Origin of the sequence: Streptomyces sp. LMG1-1-1.1, from assembly GCF_040815545.1 — a bacterium.
Taxonomy (GTDB): domain Bacteria; phylum Actinomycetota; class Actinomycetes; order Streptomycetales; family Streptomycetaceae; genus Streptomyces.
This window is the reverse complement of record NZ_JBFPNH010000053.1, coordinates 20,186-39,254: the sequence shown is the minus strand read 5'-3', so window position 1 is coordinate 39,254 and position 19,069 is coordinate 20,186. Positions and strand designations below refer to the sequence as shown.

Here is a 19,069-nt window from a genome sequence, read left to right as displayed (position 1 = left end):
TGAACGGGCTGCGGCCGCCGCGGTCGGCCACGGCGACGCGTACCGCGTCGGCCGCGCCCTCCGTGCAGCGGGCCGCGCAGCCGACGGGTGGGCCCGAGGGGGAATCGCCGACGCAGCTCGACGAGTTGGCCCGTCGGCTCGTCACGCCGCTGTCGCGGCTGCTGCGCGCCGAGCTGCGCGCGGACCGCGAGCGGGTGGGGCGCCTGAGAGACCACGGCCACTGACCGGACACCGACCCGGACCGTACGCGGCCGCCGCCGGCCGACCCCGACTACCCGAGAGACCCGCATCATGCCCACGCAGCTGGACCCCGCATCCACCGTCTTCTTCAAGCTGACGATCGACGGGCAGGACCTCGGCCTGTTCAACGGCTGTGACGGGCTGTCGTCCGAGGTGGAGGTGGAGCAGCGCCAGGAGGGCGGGAACAACGGCTTCGTGTGGCAGCTGCCGACGCGGGTCACGTTCTCGACGATCCGCCTGACGCGCCCCCTGACGCCGGACACCGCGAAGGTCGCGGCATGGATCTCGTCGCTCGCGACGGGCATCACGAGGCCGACCGCGCAGATCGCCGCGCTGCGTGCCGACGGGTCGGTGGTGGCGCAGTGGGGTCTGGTGGAGGTGCTGCCGGTGCGCTGGACGGGGCCGACGCTCGACCCGGCGAGCCCGGCGGTGGCGACGGAGTCGCTGGAGATCGCGCACCACGGTTTCACCGACGCGGGAGGCGCGTGAGATGGCCTCGCTCATGGGTGCGTTGGCGGCTCGCGGTCTCTCGCGTGCCTCGCTGTCCATCCATCAGCCGCCGACGGATCTCGGCGGGTCGATGGGGGGCCGGATCGGTCAGGTGAAGTTCCAGTTCAACCCGGACCAGTTGCAGCTCAGCAGGTCCGCGAACTGGCACACCGAGCCGGCCGTGGCGTACACGCGGGGTGCTCCGCCGAAGTTCACGGGCAGCGATCCCGCGCAGCTCCAGCTCGAGGTGTTCCTCGACCGCTCGGACGACCCGTCGTCGAACGACGTGCAGCAGCAGGTCGAACTGCTGCTCTCGTGCTGCGAGGTGACCCAGCAGAGCATCGGCGCGAAGGCTCCGTCGCCGCCGTGGGTGGAGTTCTCGTGGGGGTCGTTCTCGACCGTGCAGTTCGTCGCGTACGTGACCTCGGTGTCCGCGACGTACACCCTCTTCAGTCCCAGCGGCATCCCGATCCGTGCCACGTGCTCGCTGTCGCTCACCGAGGTCGCCACCGCGACCAAGAAGCAGAACCCGACCTCCGGTGCGCTGTCGGCCCGCCGGGCGCACCGCACGGTCGCCGGGGACTCGCTCGCCTCCCTCGCCTGGCGGGAGTACGGCGACGCGACGCGCTGGCGGGTGATCGCCGAGGCCAACGGCATCGACGACCCGATGCGGTTGCGCCCGGGCACGGAACTGCTGCTCCCGTCCACCACCGAAACGCCGGAGACCCAGGGCGCCTCATGAGCGAGAAGACCTTCACCACCGTCCTGCACGTGCAGCTCGACGGCACTCCGCTGCCGGACCCGCTGGCGGTCCGCCTCACCGAGGGCTGGGTGGACGCCAGCGTCAACGTCCCCTCCGCCTTCCAGCTGACGTTCAGCGACAAGGACGGCACCCTCACCGAGAAGTTCCCCTATCTCAAGGTCGGCGCCATGGCGGTGCTGTCCCCCTTCACCGACGGGCGGCTCGGCGAGCCGATGCTGACCGGCGAGGTCACGGCCGTCGAGGTGGACGCGGCTCCCGGCCACGGCCGCTACCTGATCCTGCGGGGCTACGACCCCGGACACCGGCTGCTGCGCAACCGGCGGGTCGAGGGCTATCCGAACATGACGGCCTCCGACATCGTCCGGAAGCTCGCCGGCCTGAACCGGATCCCGCTCGGCAAGGTGGACGCGACGCCCACCGTGTACGAGCTGGCGACCCAGCCGAACATCACCGACTGGGACTTCCTGTCCCGGCTCGCGCGGGAGAACGACGTGCGGCTCTCGCTCGACACGGCGGGCAGGCTGGTCTTCGCCGCGCTGCCGCCGGCGTCGTCCGCACCCGCCGACACGACGCCGGCGGCGTCGAGCCCGTACGTCCTGGACTTCGGGTCCAACACCCTGCACAGCCGGGTGTCGGTGACGGCCGCCGGTCAGGTGGCGAAGGTCGACGTGCGGGGCTGGGATCCGCGGACGAAGCAGGCGCTGTCCGCGCCGACGCCCGCCGTGGCGAGCCGGGACATCGTCTCCGACATCACGCCGGCGCAGCTGTCCGCACCCTTCGGAGCGGCCGAACTGGCTTCGACGGGCACGCCGTTCACGACGCAGTCGGAGGTGGCGCAGGCGGCGGCCTCGCTCGCCGACGACGTCACCGGGTCGTTCGCGGAGGTGGAGGTCGCGGTGACCGGCAATCCGGCGCTGAAGCCGGGGCAGCCGGTCGCCGTGAAGGGGGCCGGTTTCCCGTTCGAGGGGCGGTACACGGCGACCGGTGTCCGTCATGTCTTCGCGTCGGGGCGGCAGTTCACCAGCTGGCTCACGGTGTCGGGGCGGCAGTTCCGTTCGCTGTACGGGACGGCGTCCGGCGGCGGCGAACCGGCGCCGCCGATGCCGGGTGTCGCGGTCGCGCTCGTCACCAACACGAAGGACCCGCTGTCGCTGGGCCGGGTCAGGCTGCGTTTCCCGTGGCTGTCGGCGACGTACGAGAGCGGCTGGTGCCGGGTCGCGCAGCTCGGCGGACGCGGGGGCGGCGGTCTCGTGCTGCCCGAGGTCGACGACGAGGTGCTGTGCGCGTTCGACCGGGGTTCCCTGGAGCACCCGTACGTGCTCGCGGGGCTCTACAACGGCGTCGACCGGCACACTCCGGCCACCGACCGAGTGCCGCCCGTCGATCCGACGAGCGGGCGGGTGCAGTGGCGCGCGCTGACGTCCCGTACGGGTCACACGGTGGAGCTGCGCGAGGAGGGCGGCCGGACGCGTGCCTCGCACGGCATCCGGCTGCGCACCGCGAAGGGGGCGCTGAGCATCGAGCTGAACGAGGCGCGGACGACCCTGACGGTCGAGAGCGACGGCACGGTCACCATCTCGGGTGCGCGGGGGGTGACGGTGGAGTCGGGAACGGATCTGACGCTGTCCGCCGCGGGGAAGATCAGGATGAACGCGGGGCTCGGCGTGGACATCAAGGCCGGGGCGAAGTTCAAGGTGTCCGCGGTGACCCAGGCCGTCGTGAACGCGCCGTCGTTCGTCACGGCGACCATCCCGATGCCCAACCCCGTCGTGGCGAACCTGCCGTTCTGAGGAGGACCTTCCGTTGAGTGAGCACTTCGTCGGTGCGGGCTGGGCGTTCCCGCTGCGGACCGGACCGAGCGGGGCCATCGCCCTCGTCCGGCGCGACCGGGAGATCGAGGAGTCGATGCGGCTCGTCCTGGCCACGGCGCCGGGCGAGCGGCCGATGCGCCCCGAATTCGGCTGTGCGGTGCACGAGTTGGTTTTCGCTCCGGTCAACGACTCGACGATGGGACGCGTCCGGCACGAGGTGATGTCCTCGCTCGACCGCTGGGAGCCGCGCATCGAGGTGGAGGACGTCACGGTCGCCCCGGCGCCCCTGGAGCCGACCACGCTCTACATCGACGTCCGCTACCGGGTGCGCGGCGCCAACAACCCGCGCAACCTCGTCTTCCCCTTCTACGTCATCCCCTCCGAGGACTGAGCACCCATGGCCCTGCCCGCACCCCATCTCGACGACCGCCGCTTCCAGCAGTTCGTCGACGACGCCAAGCGCTACATCCAGCAGGCGTGCCCCGAGTGGACCGATCACAACGTCTCGGACCCGGGCGTCACCCTGGTCGAGGCCGTCGCGCACATGGCGGACCAGCTCGTCTACCGGCTCAACCGGGTCCCGGAGAAGAACCATCTGGCCTTCCTCGACCTGCTGGGCGTGACGCTGTTCCCGCCCGCCGCCGCCCGCGCCGACATCACCTTCCGGTTGTCCGCGCCGCAGGCCGAGCCGGTGCTGCTGCCCACCGGCACGGAGGTGTCCACGGGGCGGACGGAGACGGAGGAGGCGGTCGTGTTCGCGACCACCTCCGATCTGACCGTGGTGCCCTGCGAGTTGACCCATCTGCTGCGCCAGGAGTCCGGGGGCGCGCCCGAGGACCGCTCGCAGGACGTGCTGGGCGGTGAGGACGTCTCGGTGTTCTCCGCGCTGCCCCAGGTCGGCGACGTGCTGCTGCTGGGCCTCTCGGCGGCGGTGCCGGACTGTGTCCTGGTTCTGGACCTGGACAGCCGGGTGGACGGCGTCGGCGTGGACCCGCGCCGGCCGCCGCTGGTGTGGGAGGCCTGGACGGCGGCCGAGGGGTGGGTCGTGTGCGAGGTCGACGAGGACTCGACGGGCGGCCTCAACAGGCCGGGCGAGGTGGTCCTGCACATGCCGTCGGGGCACGTGTCGTCGCGCCTCGGCGGCCACGAGGCGGGCTGGGTTCGCTGCCGGGTCGTGCCGCCGGTCGAGGGGCTTCCCTCGTACAGCGAGTCGCCGACCGTGCGGGCGGCCGGCGCGTTCACCATCGGCGGCACGGTGCGGGCGGCTCACGCGGAGGCGGTCCGCAACGAGCAGCTTGGTGAGTCCGAGGGGGTCCCGGGGCAGCGGGTGCGGCTCGCGCACGCGCCGGTCGTGGACCGGCCTCCGCTGCTCCTCCAGGTCGCCGAGCGGGCGGACGGCGCGGACGAGGACGATCCGGAGGCCGGCTGGCAGGAGTGGACGGTCGTCCGCGACTTCGCGTCCTCGCGCCCCGGTGACCGGCACTACACCCTCGACGCGACGACCGGCGAGATCGCCTTCGGCCCTTCCGTGCGCCAACCGGACGGCACCCTGCGCCAGTTCGGTTCGGTGCCGCCGAAGGGAGCGGCGATCCGCGCGCTCCGCTACGGCACCGGGGGCGGCCGGGCGGGCAACGTGGCCCGGGCCACGATCACCGTGCTGCGCAGTTCCATCCCGTACATCGCGCGGGTCGAGAACCGGGAGGCGGCGCGGGGCGGGGTCGACGGGGAGACCGTCGAGGAGGCCAAGGCCCGCGCGCCCATCACGCTCCGGGCGCAGGAGCGTGCCGTCACGGCCCGCGACTACGAGGAGCTGGCGCGGCGGGCGGCGCCCGAGGCCGCGCGGATCTCCTGCCTCGCGGCGGACTCGGCCGAGGCGGGCGAGAACGCGGTGCGCGTCCTGGTGGTGCCGCAGGCGGTGCCGGACCGGGGCGGGCGGCTCCGCTTCGAGCAGCTGGTGCCGGGCGAGGAACTGCTGGCGCGGGTGACGGGTTTCCTCGACGAGCGCCGTCCGCTGGGCACCCGGCTGGCCGTCGGGCCGCCTTTCTACCAGGGCGTGACGGTGGTGGCGACGCTGCACTCCTTCCGGGCGGCCGAGGCGGAGCGGGTCCGCGCGGAGGCGCTGGACGCGCTGTACGCGTACCTGGACCCGCTGACGGGCGGGGCGCACGGCGAGGGGTGGCCGTTCGGGCGCCCGCTGCGGGCCGGCGAGGTCTTCGCGGCGCTCCAGCGAGTCCCGGGCGTGGAGCTGGTCGACGAGGTCCTGCTGCACCCGGCGGATCCGCTGACGGGCCGGCGGGGTGACACGACCGACCGGATCGAGCTGGCGCCGTCCGCGCTGCTCTTCCCCTTCGACCACCGCGTCCGCGTGATCGAGGCGCGGTGAGCGGGTCCGCCCGGGGTACGGTTCCCGGGCTCGCGACCCCGTACCCGCTGGGTGCGGCGCTGCCCGCCGTCTACGCTGAGGACGACTTCGGGCAGCGGTTCGTGACCGGTCTCGACGTCGTCCTCGCTCCGCTCTTCAACGTCCTGGACTCGCTGGAGGCGTACTTCTCCCCGGCGCTCGCCCCGGCCGACTTCGTGGACTACCTCGCGACCTGGGTCGGCGCCGAGCTGGACGGCGGCGAGCCGCTGCCGCTGCGCCGGCACGCGGTCGCCACCGCCGTCGCGCTGCACCGGGTGCGCGGCACCCGGCAGGGTCTCGCGGCGGCGGTCCGGCTCGCGTTCGGCGTCCCGGCGGAGATCACCGAGAGCGGTGGCGCGAGCTGGTCCGCCGCTCCGCTCGGCCCGTTCCCCGGGACTCCCGCGGCCGGGCTGCACGTCGTCCTGCGGGTCGCCGACCCCGCCTCGGTGGATCCGCACCGGCTGCGCGCGGTCGTGGCCGCGGCCCGCCCCGCCCATCTGCCGTTCACGGTCTCGGTGACCGCTTCCCGTACCTCCGAAGGAGCCTGACCCCCATGAGTGACGCGCCCCAGACCCGCCCCTGCCCGGACTGCGCGAGCCCGGTGCGGACGGTGGACCAGTCGTTCTGCGACAGTTGCGGAGCGTTCCTGCGCTGGGACACCCCGGCCGGAGCGGCGGCCACCGCCGACCGGCCCGCCCAGGACGACACGGCGTCCGCGGCGGCCCGTCCGACTCCGGCGGGCGCGCCTGCCGACGTTCGGTCCGTTCCGGCGTCCGGATCGGCATCCGACCAGGCGTCCGGATCTGCGTCCGGTGCGACGCACGGTTCGGCGTCGCCGGAGAGCGCGGGCCGGGAGGAGCCGGGCGCCGCCACCGGGGCCGATACGGCTCCGGGCGCCTCGCGCGGCGCCGGGGCGCCTGCCGGTCCCGAGGTCCAGGGCGTCCCGGACGCCCCGGCGACATCGGCCGGCGGCACGGCCACGTCGGGCGCCGGGACGTCGGCCGGCGCCTCGGGTTCCGCCGGGCCCTCGGGCCCGCCGGGCGTGGGCCCCGAGGAGGTCACCGCGCCGCTGCCGGCCGTCACCGCGTCACCGGAGGCGCAGGCACCGGCGTCCGCACCGACGTCCGCACCCGCCGCCGTGCCGGAGGCGAGGGCCTCGTCCGACGGCCCGTCGGACACGCTCGTGCGCGCACTGCTCGTCCCGGTTCCGGGGAACCGGCCCGCCGAGCCGGCCGTGGCCGCGCCGGTGCTTCCCGCGCGTCCGGAGGCGGCGCGTCCGGCGGTGCGGGCGGCTGAGGCGGCCGTGCCGGTGCAGGGCGGCACGCCGTGCCCGGCCTGCTCGCTCGCCAACACGCCGGGCCGTCACTTCTGCCGTTTCTGCGCGACGCCCATGGTTCCCGAGCGGCTGTCCGACGCCGAGGGCCCCTACGCGGGGCGGCGGCCCGGGCTCGCCCGCGACCGGAGCCGGTGGATCGTCCGCGCCCTGATCGCGACGGCGGTGGTGGCCGTGGTGGTCGGCGGGATCGTCGGCGGGCCGCCGGCCGCCCGTGCGGTCCAGGACCACTTCGCCACCCGGGTGCCGGTGCACCCCGTCTCCTGGGCGGCGTCGCACTCGGCCGCGAAGCGGGACCCGAAGCTGGCGGGCGACGGCTACTCCAACACCTGGTGGGGCACCGGGTACGCGGGCGACTCGGCCGGGCAGTACCTGGAGGCCACGTTCGCCGAGCCGACCGATCTGCTGAGCCTGCTGATCACCCCCGGCAGCTCGAAGAACACGACTCAGGCGGACGGGCAGGCGACCCCGCGCACGTTCGACCTCGTCGTGCGGGACTCCTCGGGCGAGACGCACGTCTCGCACCACCGCATCAACGACGGCGGCACGCAGCGCGTCGACCTCCGGGTGCGCGACGCGCTGTCGGTGCGCCTCGTCCTGGCCACGGCGTGGCGGGCGGACCCGCGCAAGCAGGTGGCCGTCGCGGAGCTGGAGTTCTTCGGCAGGTCCGTCTCCTGACGCCCTGCGCCCGCCCCGGTCACCCGGTCATTCCACCGTCCCCCACCACGCGCCGCCCCGTGCGGCGTCGGCCGCCGGGTGGTCGGGCGCGGTGTCGCCGAGGGCGAGCCGGGTGACGACGCGGTAGCGGTCGCCGCGGTAGAGGGACCGCACGTACTCGACCGGGCGGCCGGCCGTGTCGGAGGTGATGCGGTCGAAGAGCAGCGCGGGCGAGAGGACGGGCACGTCCAGGAGGGCCGCCTCCTCCTCGCTCAGGACGGTCGGCTCGATGGACTGGACGGCGTGGGCGGTCCGGATGCCGCGCCGCTCGCGCAGATGGGCGTAGAACCCGCCCTCCATGTCGGCGGCGGTGAGGCCGGGGACCAGGTCGGCCGGGACGTGCAGCTGCTCCAGTGCGATCGGTGCGCCGTCGACGTACCGGAGGCGGGTGACGTGCACCAGTTCCGCCGCCGGGGAGAGCGCGAGTCTGCGGCCGATGCGCGCGCCGGCCCGGACGGTGCGGAGTTCGAGCACCGTGCTCGTCCAGCTGCCCGGGCTGCGGGGCGCGCTCGCCGCGTGGTCGTCGGCGACCAGCTCCTGGGTGATCTTGGCGGGGGCGACGAACATGCCCCGCCCGTGCTCGCGCACCAGCAGGCCGGTGGCGACGAGTTCGTCGACGGCGGCGCGCAGCGTGGGCCGCGAGACGCCCAGGCCGGCGCAGAGGGTGCGCTCGGAGGGGATGGCGTCGCCGGGGCGTCGGCCGTCGATCACGGCCAGCAGATGCTCCCGTACCCGCTCCCGCTTCAGTTCCATCCCGTGCCCTCCCCGATGCGCGCTCCCGCCGCTGGTCAGTATGCATCTCCCTCGGTCGACGAGGTGACGAGGCCGTCGCGGGTGAAGTCGAGGCGCGAGACGATCCGGTAGCGGTCGCCCCGGTAGACCGAGTGGACGTACTCGACGGGCCGGCCCGCGGTGTCCAGGGTGAGGCGTTCGATCAGGAGCGCGGGCGAGAGGACGGGGACGTCCAGGAGCGCGGCCTCGTCCTCGCTGACGACGGTGGGTTCGATCGACTGGGTGGCCTCCTTGACGTGGACGCGGTGGTGTTCCCGCAGGTGGTCGTAGAGGTCGCCCGCCTCCAGTTCCTCCGGGCTCAGCGCGGCGCCGACGAGGTCGGCCGGGATGTGCAGGTGCTCGATGGCCATGGGGGCGCCGTCGACGAGGCGGAGCCGGGCGACGTAGAGCAGCTCGGCGGCGGGTGACAGGCGGAGCCTGCGGCCGATGCGGGCGCCGGCCCGGACGGTGGCGGCCTCCAGGACGGTGCTCGACCAGTCGCCGGAGGCCCGGGGGACGGCGAAGGCCGCTTCGTCGGGGGCGAGTTGCTGGGTGATCTTGGCGGGGGCGACGAACATGCCCCGGCCGTGCTCGCGCACCAGCAGGCCGGTGGCGACGAGTTCGTCGACGGCGGCGCGCAGCGTGGGCCGCGAGACGCCCAGGCCGGCGCAGAGGGTGCGCTCGGAGGGGATCGGGTCGCCGGGGCCGAGGCCTTCGATCAGGCCCAGCAGGTGTTCCCGTACCCGCTCCCGCTTCAGCACCCCGCTGGAGGAGCCGTCCTTCATGCCACTCTCCCTGACTGGTCAACTGGTAAGGCTGATGGTAGCGGAACGAGTTGACCTGTCATCGAGTGAACAGCGCATGTTTTTCAGGGGATTGACGACTCCACTGGTCCATGCCACCTTCTGGTCACACACCTGACCACTTGACCAATTGGTCAACTACCCATCGAGGTGCACGTTGAAGATCCGTCCCCCCGCAGGCCTCCTCTCCGGTCCCGTCACCGGCCCCCTCGCCCTCGCCGCGGCCGTGACCCTGGCCGCCACGGCCTGTAGCGCCCCCGCCGACCCGGCGGCCTCCGGCGGACCGGAGAAGGTCACCGTCTGGATCATGAAGGACAGCGTCACCGACGCGTTCCTCACCCGCTTCCGGACCGGCTTCGAGGCCGAACACGAGGACATCGACCTCGACATCCAGATCCAGGAGTGGGACGGCATCGGCGAGAAGGTCACCGCCGCCCTCGCCAGCAAGGACGCCCCGGACGTCATCGAGGTCGGCAACACCCAGGTCGCGCAGTACGCGGCGAGCGGCGGCGTACGCGATCTCACCGACAGGACCGGCGAGTTGAACGGCGCCGACTGGCTTCCCGGACTCGCCGGACCCGGAAAGGTCGACGGCAGGCAGTACGGCGTCCCCTGGTACGCGGCCAACCGCGTCGTCATCTACCACAAGGACCTCTTCGCCCGGGCCGGCATCACCGCTCCCCCCAGGACGCAGGACGAGTGGCTCGCCGTCACGGCGAAGCTCGACCAGGGGAGGACCCAGGGGATCTACCTCCCCGGCCAGAACTGGTACACCCTCTCCGGCTTCGTCTGGGAGGCCGGCGGCGACCTCGCCGTCCGGGACGGCGCCGCCTGGAAGGGCGCGCTCGACACCCCGCAGGCCCTCGCCGGAATGGACTTCTACCGGCGGCTCCAGGCCCTCGGGAAGGGCCCCAAGGACTCCGACGAGGCCAAGCCGCCGCAGGCGGAGGTCTTCGCCAAGGGGGACGTCGCACAGATCGTCGCCGTACCCGGCGGCGCGAAGATCGTCGAGGAGATCAACCCCGCGCTCAAGGGCAAGCTCGGCTTCTTCCCCGTACCCGGCAGAACGGCGGAGAAGCCCGGCGCGGTCTTCACCGGCGGGTCCGACCTCATCGTCCCCGAGGCCTCCACCCATCCCGACGCCGCCTACCAGGTGGTCAAGGCGCTGACCGGCGAGAAGTGGCAGACGGACATGGCGAAGACCATGGGCTACGTCCCCAACCGCACCTCCCTCGCGCACGTCATCCAGGACGACGCGGGCACGGCCGCCATGGCCGCCGGCGCCGCACAGGGCCGGGCGACGCCGAACTCCCCGCAGTGGGCGGCCGTCGAGGCCACCAACCCCATCAAGCAGTACATGACCGCCGTGCTCACCGGCACCGATCCCGCACGGGCGGCGGCAACCGCGTCCGCGAGCATCACGCGGACCCTCGGCTCGTGAGGCGGCCCCACGGGCCGGGCCTCCGGCCCTACCTCCTGATCGCCCCGACCGTCCTCGGCGGCGTCCTCCTCCTCGGATACCCGCTCGTCCGCAATCTGCTGATCTCCTTCCAGGAGTACGGCATGGGCGAGCTCATCCGCGGCGGCGCGGGATTCGTGGGGGTCCGCAACTACCGGACCGTCCTGACCGACCCCGAGTTCTGGGAGGTCGTCCGGCGCACCTTCTGGTGGACGCTGGTGAACGTCACGCTGATCATGGTGATCGGCACGCTGGTCGCGCTGATGATGCAGCGCCTCGGCCGGCGGATGCGGATCCTGGTGACGAGCGGCCTCGTCCTCGCGTGGGCCAGCCCGGTCATCGCCACCACGACGGTGTTCCAGTGGCTGTTCGCCTCGCGCCTCGGAGTGGTCAACTGGGTGCTCGTGCGGCTGGGGTTCGAGTCGTTCGAGGGCTACTCCTGGCTGGCCGACGGGCCCGCCGCGTTCACCGTCCTCGTCCTGCTGGTGGTCTGGCAGTCGGTGCCGTTCGCCGCGATCACCCTCCACTCGGCGCTGCTCACCGTCCCGGCCGAACTCTACGAGTCGGCCCGGCTCGACGGGGCCGACGGCCGGCGGATCTTCCGGTCGGTCACCCTGCCGCTGCTGAGGCCGATCTTCGGACTCGTCCTCTGCCTCGAAGTCATCTGGGTCTTCCGCTGCTTCGCGCAGATCTGGGCCGTCACCAAGGGCGGACCCGGCGAGGCGACCACCACCCTGCCCGTCTACGCCTACCGCGTCGCCCAGTCCCTGCACCGCTACGACCTGGGCGCCGCCGTCTCCACCCTCACCGTGCTCCTCCTCGTGGCCGTGCTCATCGCCTACTTCCGCCAGCTGCTCCGACAGGAGGCCGAACGGTGACCCCGCGCGCCCTGCGCCGACTCCCCCTGAACACCGCCGCGACGCTCGTCTTCGTCCTCGCCGTCTTCCCGGTGTACTGGATGGTCCTCACCGCCTTCCGGCCCACCCGCGACATCCAGTCCGAGACCCCGCGCTTCCTTCCCGGCGCCGTCACCCTGGAGCACTTCCGGCACGCCGTCGCCGCGGACGGCTTCTGGACCTTCTGGCGCAACAGCCTGCTCGTCACCGCCGGGTGCGTCCTGCTCGCCCTGGTCGTGGCGCTGGCCGCCGCGTTCGCCGTGGCACGGCTGCGCTGGCGCGGCCGGCGCGGCTTCCTCCTCATGGTCTTCCTCGCCCAGGTGGCGCCCTGGGAAGCCCTGCTGATCCCGATGTACGTGATCGCCAGGGACGCCGACCTGCTCGACCGGCTCGTGACCCTCAGCCTGATCTATTTCATGATCACCCTGCCGTTCACCATCGTCACCCTCCGCTCGTTCCTCGCCGGCGTCCCGGCGGAGCTCGAAGAGGCCGCCCAGGTCGACGGCTGCACCCGCGCCGGCGCGTTCCGCCGGGTGACCCTGCCCCTGCTCGCCCCAGGGCTCCTGGCCACCTCGCTCTTCGGCTTCATCACCGCCTGGAACGAGTTCGCCTTCGCCAACATGCTGATCATCAAGAACCAGGACGACCGCACCCTGCCCGTCTGGCTCTCGTCCTTCTCCAACGTCTTCGGCACCGACTGGGGCGCCACCATGGCCGCCTCCACCCTCTTCGCCCTGCCCGTCCTCGTCCTCTTCCTGGTCCTGCAGGGCCGGGTCGCCGCCGGGATGACCGGCGGAGCCGTGAAGGGATAACGCACCGCGATGCCCGTGCCCCGACTCGTTCCCGAACCCACCCACCTCTCGGTCCTCCCCGGCCGGTTCACCTTCGACGCCGCGACCACGCTCAAGGTCACGCCCGGTGCCGAGGGCGCCGCCGACCTGCTGCGCACCCTGCTCGGACCGGCGACCGGCCTGCCGCTGCCCGCACGCCCCGACGGCTCCGTCGTCCTGGCCCTCGACCGCGCCCTGACCGGCCTCGGCGACGAGGGGTACGGACTGACCGTCGGCACCGAGGGGGTGCTGCTGCGCGCCGCCCGCCCGCGGGGCCTCCTGGCCGGCGTCCAGACCCTCCGTCAGCTCCTGCCGGTCGAAGCCCTCCTCACGGACCCGGTGCCCGGCGTCGCCTGGTCGATCCCCTGCGCGCAGATCACCGACGTCCCCCGCTTCCCCTGGCGCGGCTCCATGCTCGACGTCGCCCGCCGCTTCCGGCCCGTCTCCTTCCTCCGGCGGTACGTCGACCTCCTCGCCCTCCACAAACTCAACGTCCTCCACCTCCACCTCACCGACGACCAGGGCTGGCGCATGCCGGTCTCCGCCCTCCCCCGGCTCACCGAGGTCGGCGGCCTGCCGCACGGCGGCGCCTACACCCGTGCGGAGCTCGCCGGACTGGTCGCGTACGCGGCGGAGCGCGGCGTCACCGTCGTGCCCGAGATCGAGATGCCCGGTCACGTCCGGGCGGCTCTCGCCGCCTACCCCCGGCTCGGCAACCACCCGGACCGCACCTACGAGGTGTGGAACCGGTGGGGCGTCTGCGACACCATCCTCGGCGTCCACGACGAGGCCCTCGACTTCTGCCGCACCGTCCTCGACGAGGTGATGGACGTCTTCCCCTCCCCGTACGTCCACATCGGCGGCGAGGAATGCCCCACCAGCGAGTGGCACGCCTCCCCGGACGCCCGCCGCAGGGCCGCCGCCGAGGGGCTGCCGGGGCCCGACGCCCTGCACGGCTGGTTCATGGAGCGGATCGGACGCCACCTCCTCGACGCCGGCCGCCGGCCCCTCAGCTGGACCGAGGACGGCGCCGACCTCCCGCCGTACTTCACCGTCATGCCGTGGCGCGACGCCGAGCACGGACGCACCGCCGTCCGCCGCGGACACGAGGTCGTCATGGCACCCCACCGCACCACGTACCTCGACTACCCCCAGTCCGCCGGCCCGGCGGAACCGCCCGGCCAGGCCGGCGAGGTCGTCGACCTGCGGGCCGTCCACGGCAACGACCCGGCGCCCGCCGACTGGAGCCCCGAGGAGACGGCCCGGGTGCTCGGCTCCCAGGCCCAGCTGTGGACCGAGTACGTGCCCACCGCCGCGCACGCCGAGTACCTCACCTTCCCCCGGCTCTGCGCGCTCTCCGAGGTCGTCTGGACCGGCCGTCACGACTGGCCCGGCTTCCGGGAGCGCCTGCGCCACCACCGGACCCGGCTCGACGCCCTCGGGGTGCCGCGCCGTCTTTCCCCCACGCCCCCGGCCTCCGGCCGGACCCCACTCAAGGAGGACTTGTCATGAGCGACCCGTCGAGGAACAGGAAGCCGCGGATCCGTGCCGCGCTCGCCGTCGCCGCGGTGACCGGGCTCGGCGCCACCGCACTGACCGCGCTTCCGGCGGCGGCGGCCGGCGAGGCCGTCACCGTCCAGTACCGGCAGAGCGCCACCGGAAGCGACCAGGTCGAGCCCTGGCTGAAGGTCGTCAACACCGGCAGCTCCAGCCTGCCGCTGAGCCAGGTCAAGGTGCGCTACTACTTCAAGGCCGACGCGGGAGCCTCGTACACCTACGCCTGCTCGTGGGCCGTGAAGGGCTGCGCGAACCTCACCGGCACCTTCGGCACCCTCGCCCACCCCACCGCGACCGCCGACCGCTACCTCGAGGTCGGCTTCACCGCCGGCGCCGGTTCGCTCGCCGCGGGCGCGGACACCGGGGACATGCAGCTGCGCTTCCACCGGTCCGACTGGCAGCCGCTGAACCAGAACGACGACTACTCCTTCGGCCCGGCCCAGACGGCGTACACCGCCTGGTCCAAGGTCACCGCCACCGTCGCCGGCGTCCCGGTCTGGGGCACCTCCCCCACCGGCGACGCCCCCACACCGACGCCCACGCCGACCGACCCGACCACGCCACCGCCCGCGGGCGCCGCGCTCTTCGACGACTTCGACTACACCGGGCACACCGACCCGGCCGTCAACGCCCACGGCTGGAGCGTGCGTTCCAACGCCGGCGGCCCCGGCGTGCCGGGCGCCACCTGGGCCCCGGAGAACGTCACCTTCGCGAAGGAGGGCACGAACTCGATCATGAACCTCCGGACCTCCACCGCCGGGACCGGCGAGTCCACCCGGCACACCGAGATCCTCACCCGCGCCACGAAGTTCAGGAACGGCACCTACGCGGCGCGCGTGCGCTTCTCCGACGCGCCGCTCTCCGGACCCGACGGCGACCGCGTCGTCCAGACCTTCTTCACCATCAACGACCTCAAGGCCCCGATGGCCGACGACTACGCCGAGTACGACTTCGAGTACCTGCCCAACGGCGGCTGGGGCGAGCCCGCGAACATCCTCTACACCACCTCCTGGGAGACCTACCGTCCCGACCCCTGGGAGGCCGTCAACCAGCACTCCGAGTCCCGTACGAGCCACGACGGCTGGCACGACCTCGTCCTCACCATCGACGACAGCGCCATCGTCTACTACGTCGACGGCCGGGAGTTCGGCCGTCACGACGCCCGCTACCTCCCCGAACGCCCCATGTCCATCAACTTCAACCAGTGGCTGATCGACCTCGCCGGCCAGACGTCGACCACCCCGCGCGCCTACGACCAGAAGGTCGACTACGTGCTCCACGTCAAGGACCAGGTCCTCACCCCGGCCCAGGTGGCCGCCAAGGTCGGTGCCTACCGCTCCGCCGGCACCGCCTTCGAGGACACCGTGCCCGCCGCGCCGTGACCGACGGGGGCCCGGTCCCCGCACGGGACCGGGCCCCACCCGCACCCCACCCCCTCCGAAGGGGGTGCGGGGCCGCGGCCGGGCTCGGTACGGTGCCCACGTCGACACGGGGCGGAGGCAGGGGGGCCATGCGCAGCTACACCGGGGTGCTCATCGGCCATCTCCTCTTCGCCACCGTGTGCCTCTTCCCGGGGCCGCTCGCCCTCGCCGTCGCCTACGTCGCCTGGTCCGAGGGCGACGACTGGGCCTGGATCGCGCTCACCGTCGGACTGGCCGTCTCGGCCGCCGTCCCGGTCATGGCGCACCGGGCCGCGCGCCAGGAGTTCCCCCGCATCACCCGCCGCGACCGACTGAAGGACACGAGCACCGACTACGCGGACGACACCTTCGTGCTCTGCGCTCCCCGCTCAGAAACGGGCCCGCCGGAAGCGGAATTGGTGCGGGCCGACGTCCTGGAGGCGTCGCTCGTGCGGTACGAACCCGACGACGAGGGGACGTTCACCACCTACGGCGGCGACTACGCCCCGGCGGAGTTCACGCCCCTGGTCCGGCTGCGCCTGCGGGTGCGGCGGGACGAGGGGGCGGGCCGGTTCGAGGTGGCGGGCGAGTGGCGGGTGCCGTCCCTCTGCCTGTCGGCGGTCACGGCGGGCCGCCTCGCCGTCTTCGTGGACCCGGCGGCCCCCTCGAAGGTCACCCCGCTCTGGCCGCGCAGCGCCCTCCTCGCGGGCACGAGAACCTGCCGGGTGGTCGACCTGGAGGGCCGGGTGACCGATGTGACCCGCCGCTCCGGCCGCCAGCTGGAGCAGATGCGCCTCTCACGCGCCGCCGGCGGTGTCGCCCTGGTCGGCGACACGATCCACCTCGGACGCCTGGACCCGGAGACGGCGGCGCGGTACACCGCCCTCGCCGACCGGTACAGCGCGTTCCCCGAGGAGCAGGCACCGGTGTCCGAACCCGGTGAGGAGACCCGCTGGATCACCGACGGTCTGCCGGGCGGCGCAGGGGCGTTCGGCTCCGTCCGCCGGCGGTGGGCACGGCGCGGCGGCCATCTGGTGCGCGCCCGCTTCCTCCGGATGTCCGGCACCACCACGTTCCAGGTGCACGGCCCGGTCCTGGACACGGTGCTGCGCATCCGCCCGGCGGACGGATCGCCCCCGTTCGACGCCTCCCGCCGGCTCACCGTGCCGATGAACTACCTCGCGGTCCTGAACCACACCCAGGACGTCGTCCTCGTAGCCACCCCCGACAGCACCTCGTTCGTCGTCGACTGGGCGCGCACGAACCTCCTCGCCGGCGTCACCACCGCCCAGGTCGTCACCCCCGACGGCCGCGTGATCCCCCTGCCGCCCCGCTCACCGGCCCTCTGGCCGCTGATGAACCTCCTCGTCTCCCACGCCGTCTCCCGGCCCACCCCCGTCCTCGACCTCCGCACGCCCCGCCTGCGGCATCTCGCGGGACCCGTCATGGACGTGCTGCGCTCCTCCTGACACGGCCGCGGCGGGCGGCCCCACCGACCGCTCCCGTACCGCTGAGGGGCGCTCCGGCCGCGTCGGGTCAGTCGCGCATGATGGCGGCGAGGCCCTTGCGCAGGTCGTCCACGTCCATGACCGGCGCGTAGTGGATCCTGGCGCCGAGTTCCATGAAGAAGGGTTCGGTGATCTTCGGCATCTGGGAGGGATCGGCCAGGTCGAAGAAGAGATAGGCGGTGCGACAGCCGTCGTCGACGGTGAAGTAGGCGGCCTCGGGCTTCAACGTCTCCAGGGCCCCCTCCATGATCTTCAGGAGGCTGCCCTGTCTGATCGCCTCGTTCGAGGTCGGCGTGTCCATCTGAACTCTCAGGAGCATGCGCATGACGCGGCCTTTCCCGACCGGGCGGGCACGCTGTTCGGTACGCGCGCGGCACCCGGGCGCGTTCCCTTCCAGCGTCCTCCTTCCCCTCCCGAGGGTCCACTCGGCGGGTCCCCGGCCGCCGGGCCGCCGGCTTCCGCGCGGCGGGCCCGGCCGTGGGCCGCTACGCGCGGGCGGCGGCGCGTGCCGTCACGCCGGTGGTCACCATGCGGCCGAGCGCCAGCACGCTGAGGCCGAACATGAGGACACCGAGGGGGACATGGACGGAGGGCACGCGCGCGATGCCCAACACGACCTGCGCCGAGGCGAGTACGAGGAAGCCGGAGGAGTGGAGGATGGGGCGGGGCGAACCGCCGCCCGGCCGCCAGGCGAGGATCGCGGCGATGACGTACAGCATCGTCGCGCCGTACATCACACGGGCGCCGACGCCGTGGAGCGTCTCGCCGTACGACGTGGACAGCAGCAGGCCGGCGGAGACCGCCTGGAGGAACAGGGTCAGGGTCTGCAGGGCGATCGAGACCCGCAGGAACGTGTGACTGCGCTGTGCTGCCGTGGTGTTGGTGGCCATGGTGCGGTCCCCTCTTCTGCCTCGCGGCGGTGGATCGGTACGTTCTCGATGGTTCGACGAAGCGGGGGCGCGAAGTGTGAGTGAGACGCCGGTCACGTCCATGGGTGAGATGATCATGTCACGTGCCGGGATTCGGAACGCACGAGAAGAACGAGGGAGCGGTCGCGAGCATGAGCACCACAGCCGAGCAGGCGCAGGACCGGCGCGGGCCCGACCCCGGCGAGGTCGTCGGCGAGCGGCGCCACCTCACCAATCTCGCCTACCGGCTGCTCGGTTCCCTGGCCGAGGCCGAGGACGCCGTACAGGAGACGTACACCCGCTGGTACGCGATGACGCGGCGCCAGCAGGAGGCGATCGAGTCGCCCGGTGCCTGGCTGACGACGGTGGCGGGACGCATCTGCCTGGACGTGCTCGGCTCCGCGCGGGCCCGGCGCGAACGTTACGTCGGGGCGTGGCTGCCGGAACCGCTGCCCGACCGTACGGAGTGGTTCAGCGGACGGCCCGCGGACGGCGGGGCCGAGCCGGCCGACCCGGCCGACCGGGTCACCCTGGACGAGTCGGTGAACATGGCCTTCCTCGTCGTCCTGGAGTCGATGACCCCGGCCGAGCGCGTGGCGTTCATCCTGCACGACGTCTTCCGCTACCCCTTCCCCGAGGTCGCCGGCATCGTCGGCCGGACCCCCGCGGCCTGTCGGCAGCTGGCGACCTCGGGCCGGCGGCGGGTCCGCGACGCGAAGGCCACGCCGGCACCCGCGGCGGGGCAGGCCGCTCTGGTGCGGGACTTCAAGGAGGCCTGGGAGGCGAAGGACATCAAGGCCCTCGTCGGCCTCCTCGATCCCGCCGCCACGATGACCGCCGACGGCGGGGGCATGGTCGGCACCGTCCTGCGCCCGGTCGAGGGCGGCGAGATGATCGCCCAGTACCTGATCCACATCGCCGACAAGGCCCCTGGGCTGGTGCTCCTGGAGCGCACGGTCAACGGCCGGCCGGGGCTGGTCGCCCAGCACTCCGGCACCACCGTGACGGTCGCGGCGTTCGACGTCGACGGCGGACGCGTCACGCGCATCTGGGCGGTCCGCAACCCGGAGAAACTCCGCCCGTGGACGGAGCCGGGCGGGGAGTCCGACACGGAGGACGGCACGGCGGACGCCACGACGCCAGGCACCGCGGACGGCACGGCGGAGATCCGGTAGTACGTGCG

Annotated in this window: 19 protein-coding genes; 15 read left to right on the top strand and 4 right to left on the bottom strand. The window is 73.2% G+C overall.

The window, feature by feature from the left end:
* The 8 genes from MRBLMG1_RS27940 to MRBLMG1_RS27905 form a co-directional block, all read left to right on the top strand.
* Nucleotides 1-224 (top strand): hypothetical protein (locus MRBLMG1_RS27940; RefSeq protein WP_367826903.1); only part of this gene is annotated, 224 nt, incomplete at its 5' end.
* A 67-nt stretch (nt 225-291) separates the two neighbouring features.
* Nucleotides 292-729 carry a phage tail protein gene (locus MRBLMG1_RS27935; RefSeq protein WP_367826902.1) on the top strand — a complete coding sequence of 146 codons (438 nt, stop codon included), beginning with the start codon at nt 292-294 and terminating at the stop codon, nt 727-729.
* A 1-nt stretch (nt 730) separates the two neighbouring features.
* Complete coding sequence (locus tag MRBLMG1_RS27930; protein ID WP_367826901.1) at nt 731-1,471, top strand: LysM peptidoglycan-binding domain-containing protein; 741 nt, start codon at nt 731-733, stop codon at nt 1,469-1,471.
* Nucleotides 1,468-3,282 carry a VgrG-related protein gene (locus MRBLMG1_RS27925; protein WP_367826900.1) on the top strand — a complete coding sequence of 605 codons (1,815 nt, stop codon included), beginning with the start codon at nt 1,468-1,470 and terminating at the stop codon, nt 3,280-3,282. Before MRBLMG1_RS27930 ends, MRBLMG1_RS27925 begins: the two co-directional genes overlap by 4 nt.
* Nucleotides 3,283-3,295: 13 nt before the next feature.
* A complete protein-coding gene (locus MRBLMG1_RS27920) occupies nt 3,296-3,694 on the top strand; it encodes a GPW/gp25 family protein (RefSeq protein WP_367826899.1) in 399 nt (132 codons plus the stop codon).
* A 6-nt stretch (nt 3,695-3,700) separates the two neighbouring features.
* Nucleotides 3,701-5,686, top strand: a complete 1,986-nt coding sequence (locus MRBLMG1_RS27915; RefSeq protein ID WP_367826898.1) for a putative baseplate assembly protein — start codon at nt 3,701-3,703, stop codon at nt 5,684-5,686.
* The gene (locus MRBLMG1_RS27910) at nt 5,683-6,252 is read left to right on the top strand and encodes a phage tail protein (protein ID WP_367826897.1); all 570 of its coding nucleotides are present in this window, start codon (nt 5,683-5,685) and stop codon (nt 6,250-6,252) included. The genes MRBLMG1_RS27915 and MRBLMG1_RS27910 overlap by 4 nt, the downstream gene beginning before the upstream one ends.
* A 5-nt stretch (nt 6,253-6,257) precedes the next feature.
* A complete protein-coding gene (locus MRBLMG1_RS27905; RefSeq protein ID WP_367826896.1) occupies nt 6,258-7,715 on the top strand; it encodes an NADase-type glycan-binding domain-containing protein in 1,458 nt (485 codons plus the stop codon).
* Between the two features lie 27 nt (nt 7,716-7,742).
* On the opposite strand, the gene MRBLMG1_RS27900 is transcribed toward MRBLMG1_RS27905, so the two are convergent.
* Nucleotides 7,743-8,507: a GntR family transcriptional regulator gene (locus MRBLMG1_RS27900; protein WP_367826895.1), complete on the bottom strand. Its 765-nt coding sequence runs from the start codon at nt 8,505-8,507 to the stop codon at nt 7,743-7,745.
* A 35-nt stretch (nt 8,508-8,542) separates the two neighbouring features.
* On the bottom strand, nt 8,543-9,310 hold the full coding sequence (locus MRBLMG1_RS27895; RefSeq protein ID WP_367826894.1) for a GntR family transcriptional regulator: 768 nt from the start codon (nt 9,308-9,310) through the stop codon (nt 8,543-8,545).
* 175 nt (nt 9,311-9,485) lie between these two features.
* On the opposite strand from MRBLMG1_RS27895, the gene MRBLMG1_RS27890 reads away from it, so the two are divergent.
* The 6 genes from MRBLMG1_RS27890 (at nt 9,486) to MRBLMG1_RS27865 (ending at nt 16,939) form a co-directional block, all read left to right on the top strand.
* A complete protein-coding gene (locus tag MRBLMG1_RS27890) occupies nt 9,486-10,769 on the top strand; it encodes an extracellular solute-binding protein (RefSeq protein ID WP_414721658.1) in 1,284 nt (427 codons plus the stop codon).
* Nucleotides 10,766-11,665: a carbohydrate ABC transporter permease gene (locus MRBLMG1_RS27885; protein ID WP_367826893.1), complete on the top strand. Its 900-nt coding sequence runs from the start codon at nt 10,766-10,768 to the stop codon at nt 11,663-11,665. The genes MRBLMG1_RS27890 and MRBLMG1_RS27885 overlap by 4 nt, the downstream gene beginning before the upstream one ends.
* Nucleotides 11,662-12,495, top strand: coding sequence for a carbohydrate ABC transporter permease (locus MRBLMG1_RS27880; RefSeq protein ID WP_367826892.1), 834 nt, complete (start codon nt 11,662-11,664; stop codon nt 12,493-12,495). Before MRBLMG1_RS27885 ends, MRBLMG1_RS27880 begins: the two co-directional genes overlap by 4 nt.
* 9 nt (nt 12,496-12,504) lie before the next feature.
* Nucleotides 12,505-14,025 (top strand): beta-N-acetylhexosaminidase, encoded by a 1,521-nt coding sequence (locus MRBLMG1_RS27875; protein WP_367826891.1) that lies wholly within the window; start codon nt 12,505-12,507, stop codon nt 14,023-14,025.
* Nucleotides 14,022-15,452: a cellulose binding domain-containing protein gene (locus MRBLMG1_RS27870; RefSeq protein ID WP_367826890.1), complete on the top strand. Its 1,431-nt coding sequence runs from the start codon at nt 14,022-14,024 to the stop codon at nt 15,450-15,452. The genes MRBLMG1_RS27875 and MRBLMG1_RS27870 overlap by 4 nt, the downstream gene beginning before the upstream one ends.
* Before the next feature lie 128 nt (nt 15,453-15,580).
* The gene (locus MRBLMG1_RS27865; protein ID WP_367826889.1) at nt 15,581-16,939 is read left to right on the top strand and encodes a hypothetical protein; all 1,359 of its coding nucleotides are present in this window, start codon (nt 15,581-15,583) and stop codon (nt 16,937-16,939) included.
* Between the two features lie 67 nt (nt 16,940-17,006).
* On the opposite strand, the gene MRBLMG1_RS27860 is transcribed toward MRBLMG1_RS27865, so the two are convergent.
* Nucleotides 17,007-17,279, bottom strand: a complete 273-nt coding sequence (locus tag MRBLMG1_RS27860; protein WP_414721657.1) for a hypothetical protein — start codon at nt 17,277-17,279, stop codon at nt 17,007-17,009.
* A 184-nt stretch (nt 17,280-17,463) separates the two neighbouring features.
* Entirely contained in the window at nt 17,464-17,868 is a 405-nt protein-coding gene (locus MRBLMG1_RS27855) for a hypothetical protein (RefSeq protein WP_367826887.1), read from the bottom strand.
* Nucleotides 17,869-18,038: 170 nt separating this feature from the next.
* Between MRBLMG1_RS27855 and sigJ the strand changes: the two genes are divergently transcribed.
* Nucleotides 18,039-19,061 carry an RNA polymerase sigma factor SigJ gene (gene sigJ, locus MRBLMG1_RS27850; protein WP_367826886.1) on the top strand — a complete coding sequence of 341 codons (1,023 nt, stop codon included), beginning with the start codon at nt 18,039-18,041 and terminating at the stop codon, nt 19,059-19,061.
* Nucleotides 19,062-19,069 lie beyond the last annotated feature (8 nt).

Bases quoted from the DNA above. Each gene is read 5' to 3' on its own strand.
- MRBLMG1_RS27935 (WP_367826902.1), top strand. From the start codon at position 292: ATGCCCACGCAGCTGGACCCCGCATCCACCGTCTTCTTCAAGCTGACG.
- MRBLMG1_RS27930 (WP_367826901.1), top strand. From the start codon at position 731: ATGGCCTCGCTCATGGGTGCGTTGGCGGCTCGCGGTCTCTCGCGTGCC.
- MRBLMG1_RS27925 (WP_367826900.1), top strand. From the start codon at position 1,468: ATGAGCGAGAAGACCTTCACCACCGTCCTGCACGTGCAGCTCGACGGC.
- MRBLMG1_RS27915 (WP_367826898.1), top strand. From the start codon at position 3,701: ATGGCCCTGCCCGCACCCCATCTCGACGACCGCCGCTTCCAGCAGTTC.
- MRBLMG1_RS27905 (WP_367826896.1), top strand. From the start codon at position 6,258: ATGAGTGACGCGCCCCAGACCCGCCCCTGCCCGGACTGCGCGAGCCCG.
- MRBLMG1_RS27900 (WP_367826895.1), bottom strand. From the start codon at position 8,507: ATGGAACTGAAGCGGGAGCGGGTACGGGAGCATCTGCTGGCCGTGATC.
- MRBLMG1_RS27895 (WP_367826894.1), bottom strand. From the start codon at position 9,310: ATGAAGGACGGCTCCTCCAGCGGGGTGCTGAAGCGGGAGCGGGTACGG.
- MRBLMG1_RS27875 (WP_367826891.1), top strand. From the start codon at position 12,505: ATGCCCGTGCCCCGACTCGTTCCCGAACCCACCCACCTCTCGGTCCTC.
- MRBLMG1_RS27870 (WP_367826890.1), top strand. From the start codon at position 14,022: ATGAGCGACCCGTCGAGGAACAGGAAGCCGCGGATCCGTGCCGCGCTC.
- MRBLMG1_RS27865 (WP_367826889.1), top strand. From the start codon at position 15,581: ATGCGCAGCTACACCGGGGTGCTCATCGGCCATCTCCTCTTCGCCACC.
- MRBLMG1_RS27860 (WP_414721657.1), bottom strand. From the start codon at position 17,279: ATGGACACGCCGACCTCGAACGAGGCGATCAGACAGGGCAGCCTCCTG.
- MRBLMG1_RS27855 (WP_367826887.1), bottom strand. From the start codon at position 17,868: ATGGCCACCAACACCACGGCAGCACAGCGCAGTCACACGTTCCTGCGG.
- sigJ (WP_367826886.1), top strand. From the start codon at position 18,039: ATGAGCACCACAGCCGAGCAGGCGCAGGACCGGCGCGGGCCCGACCCC.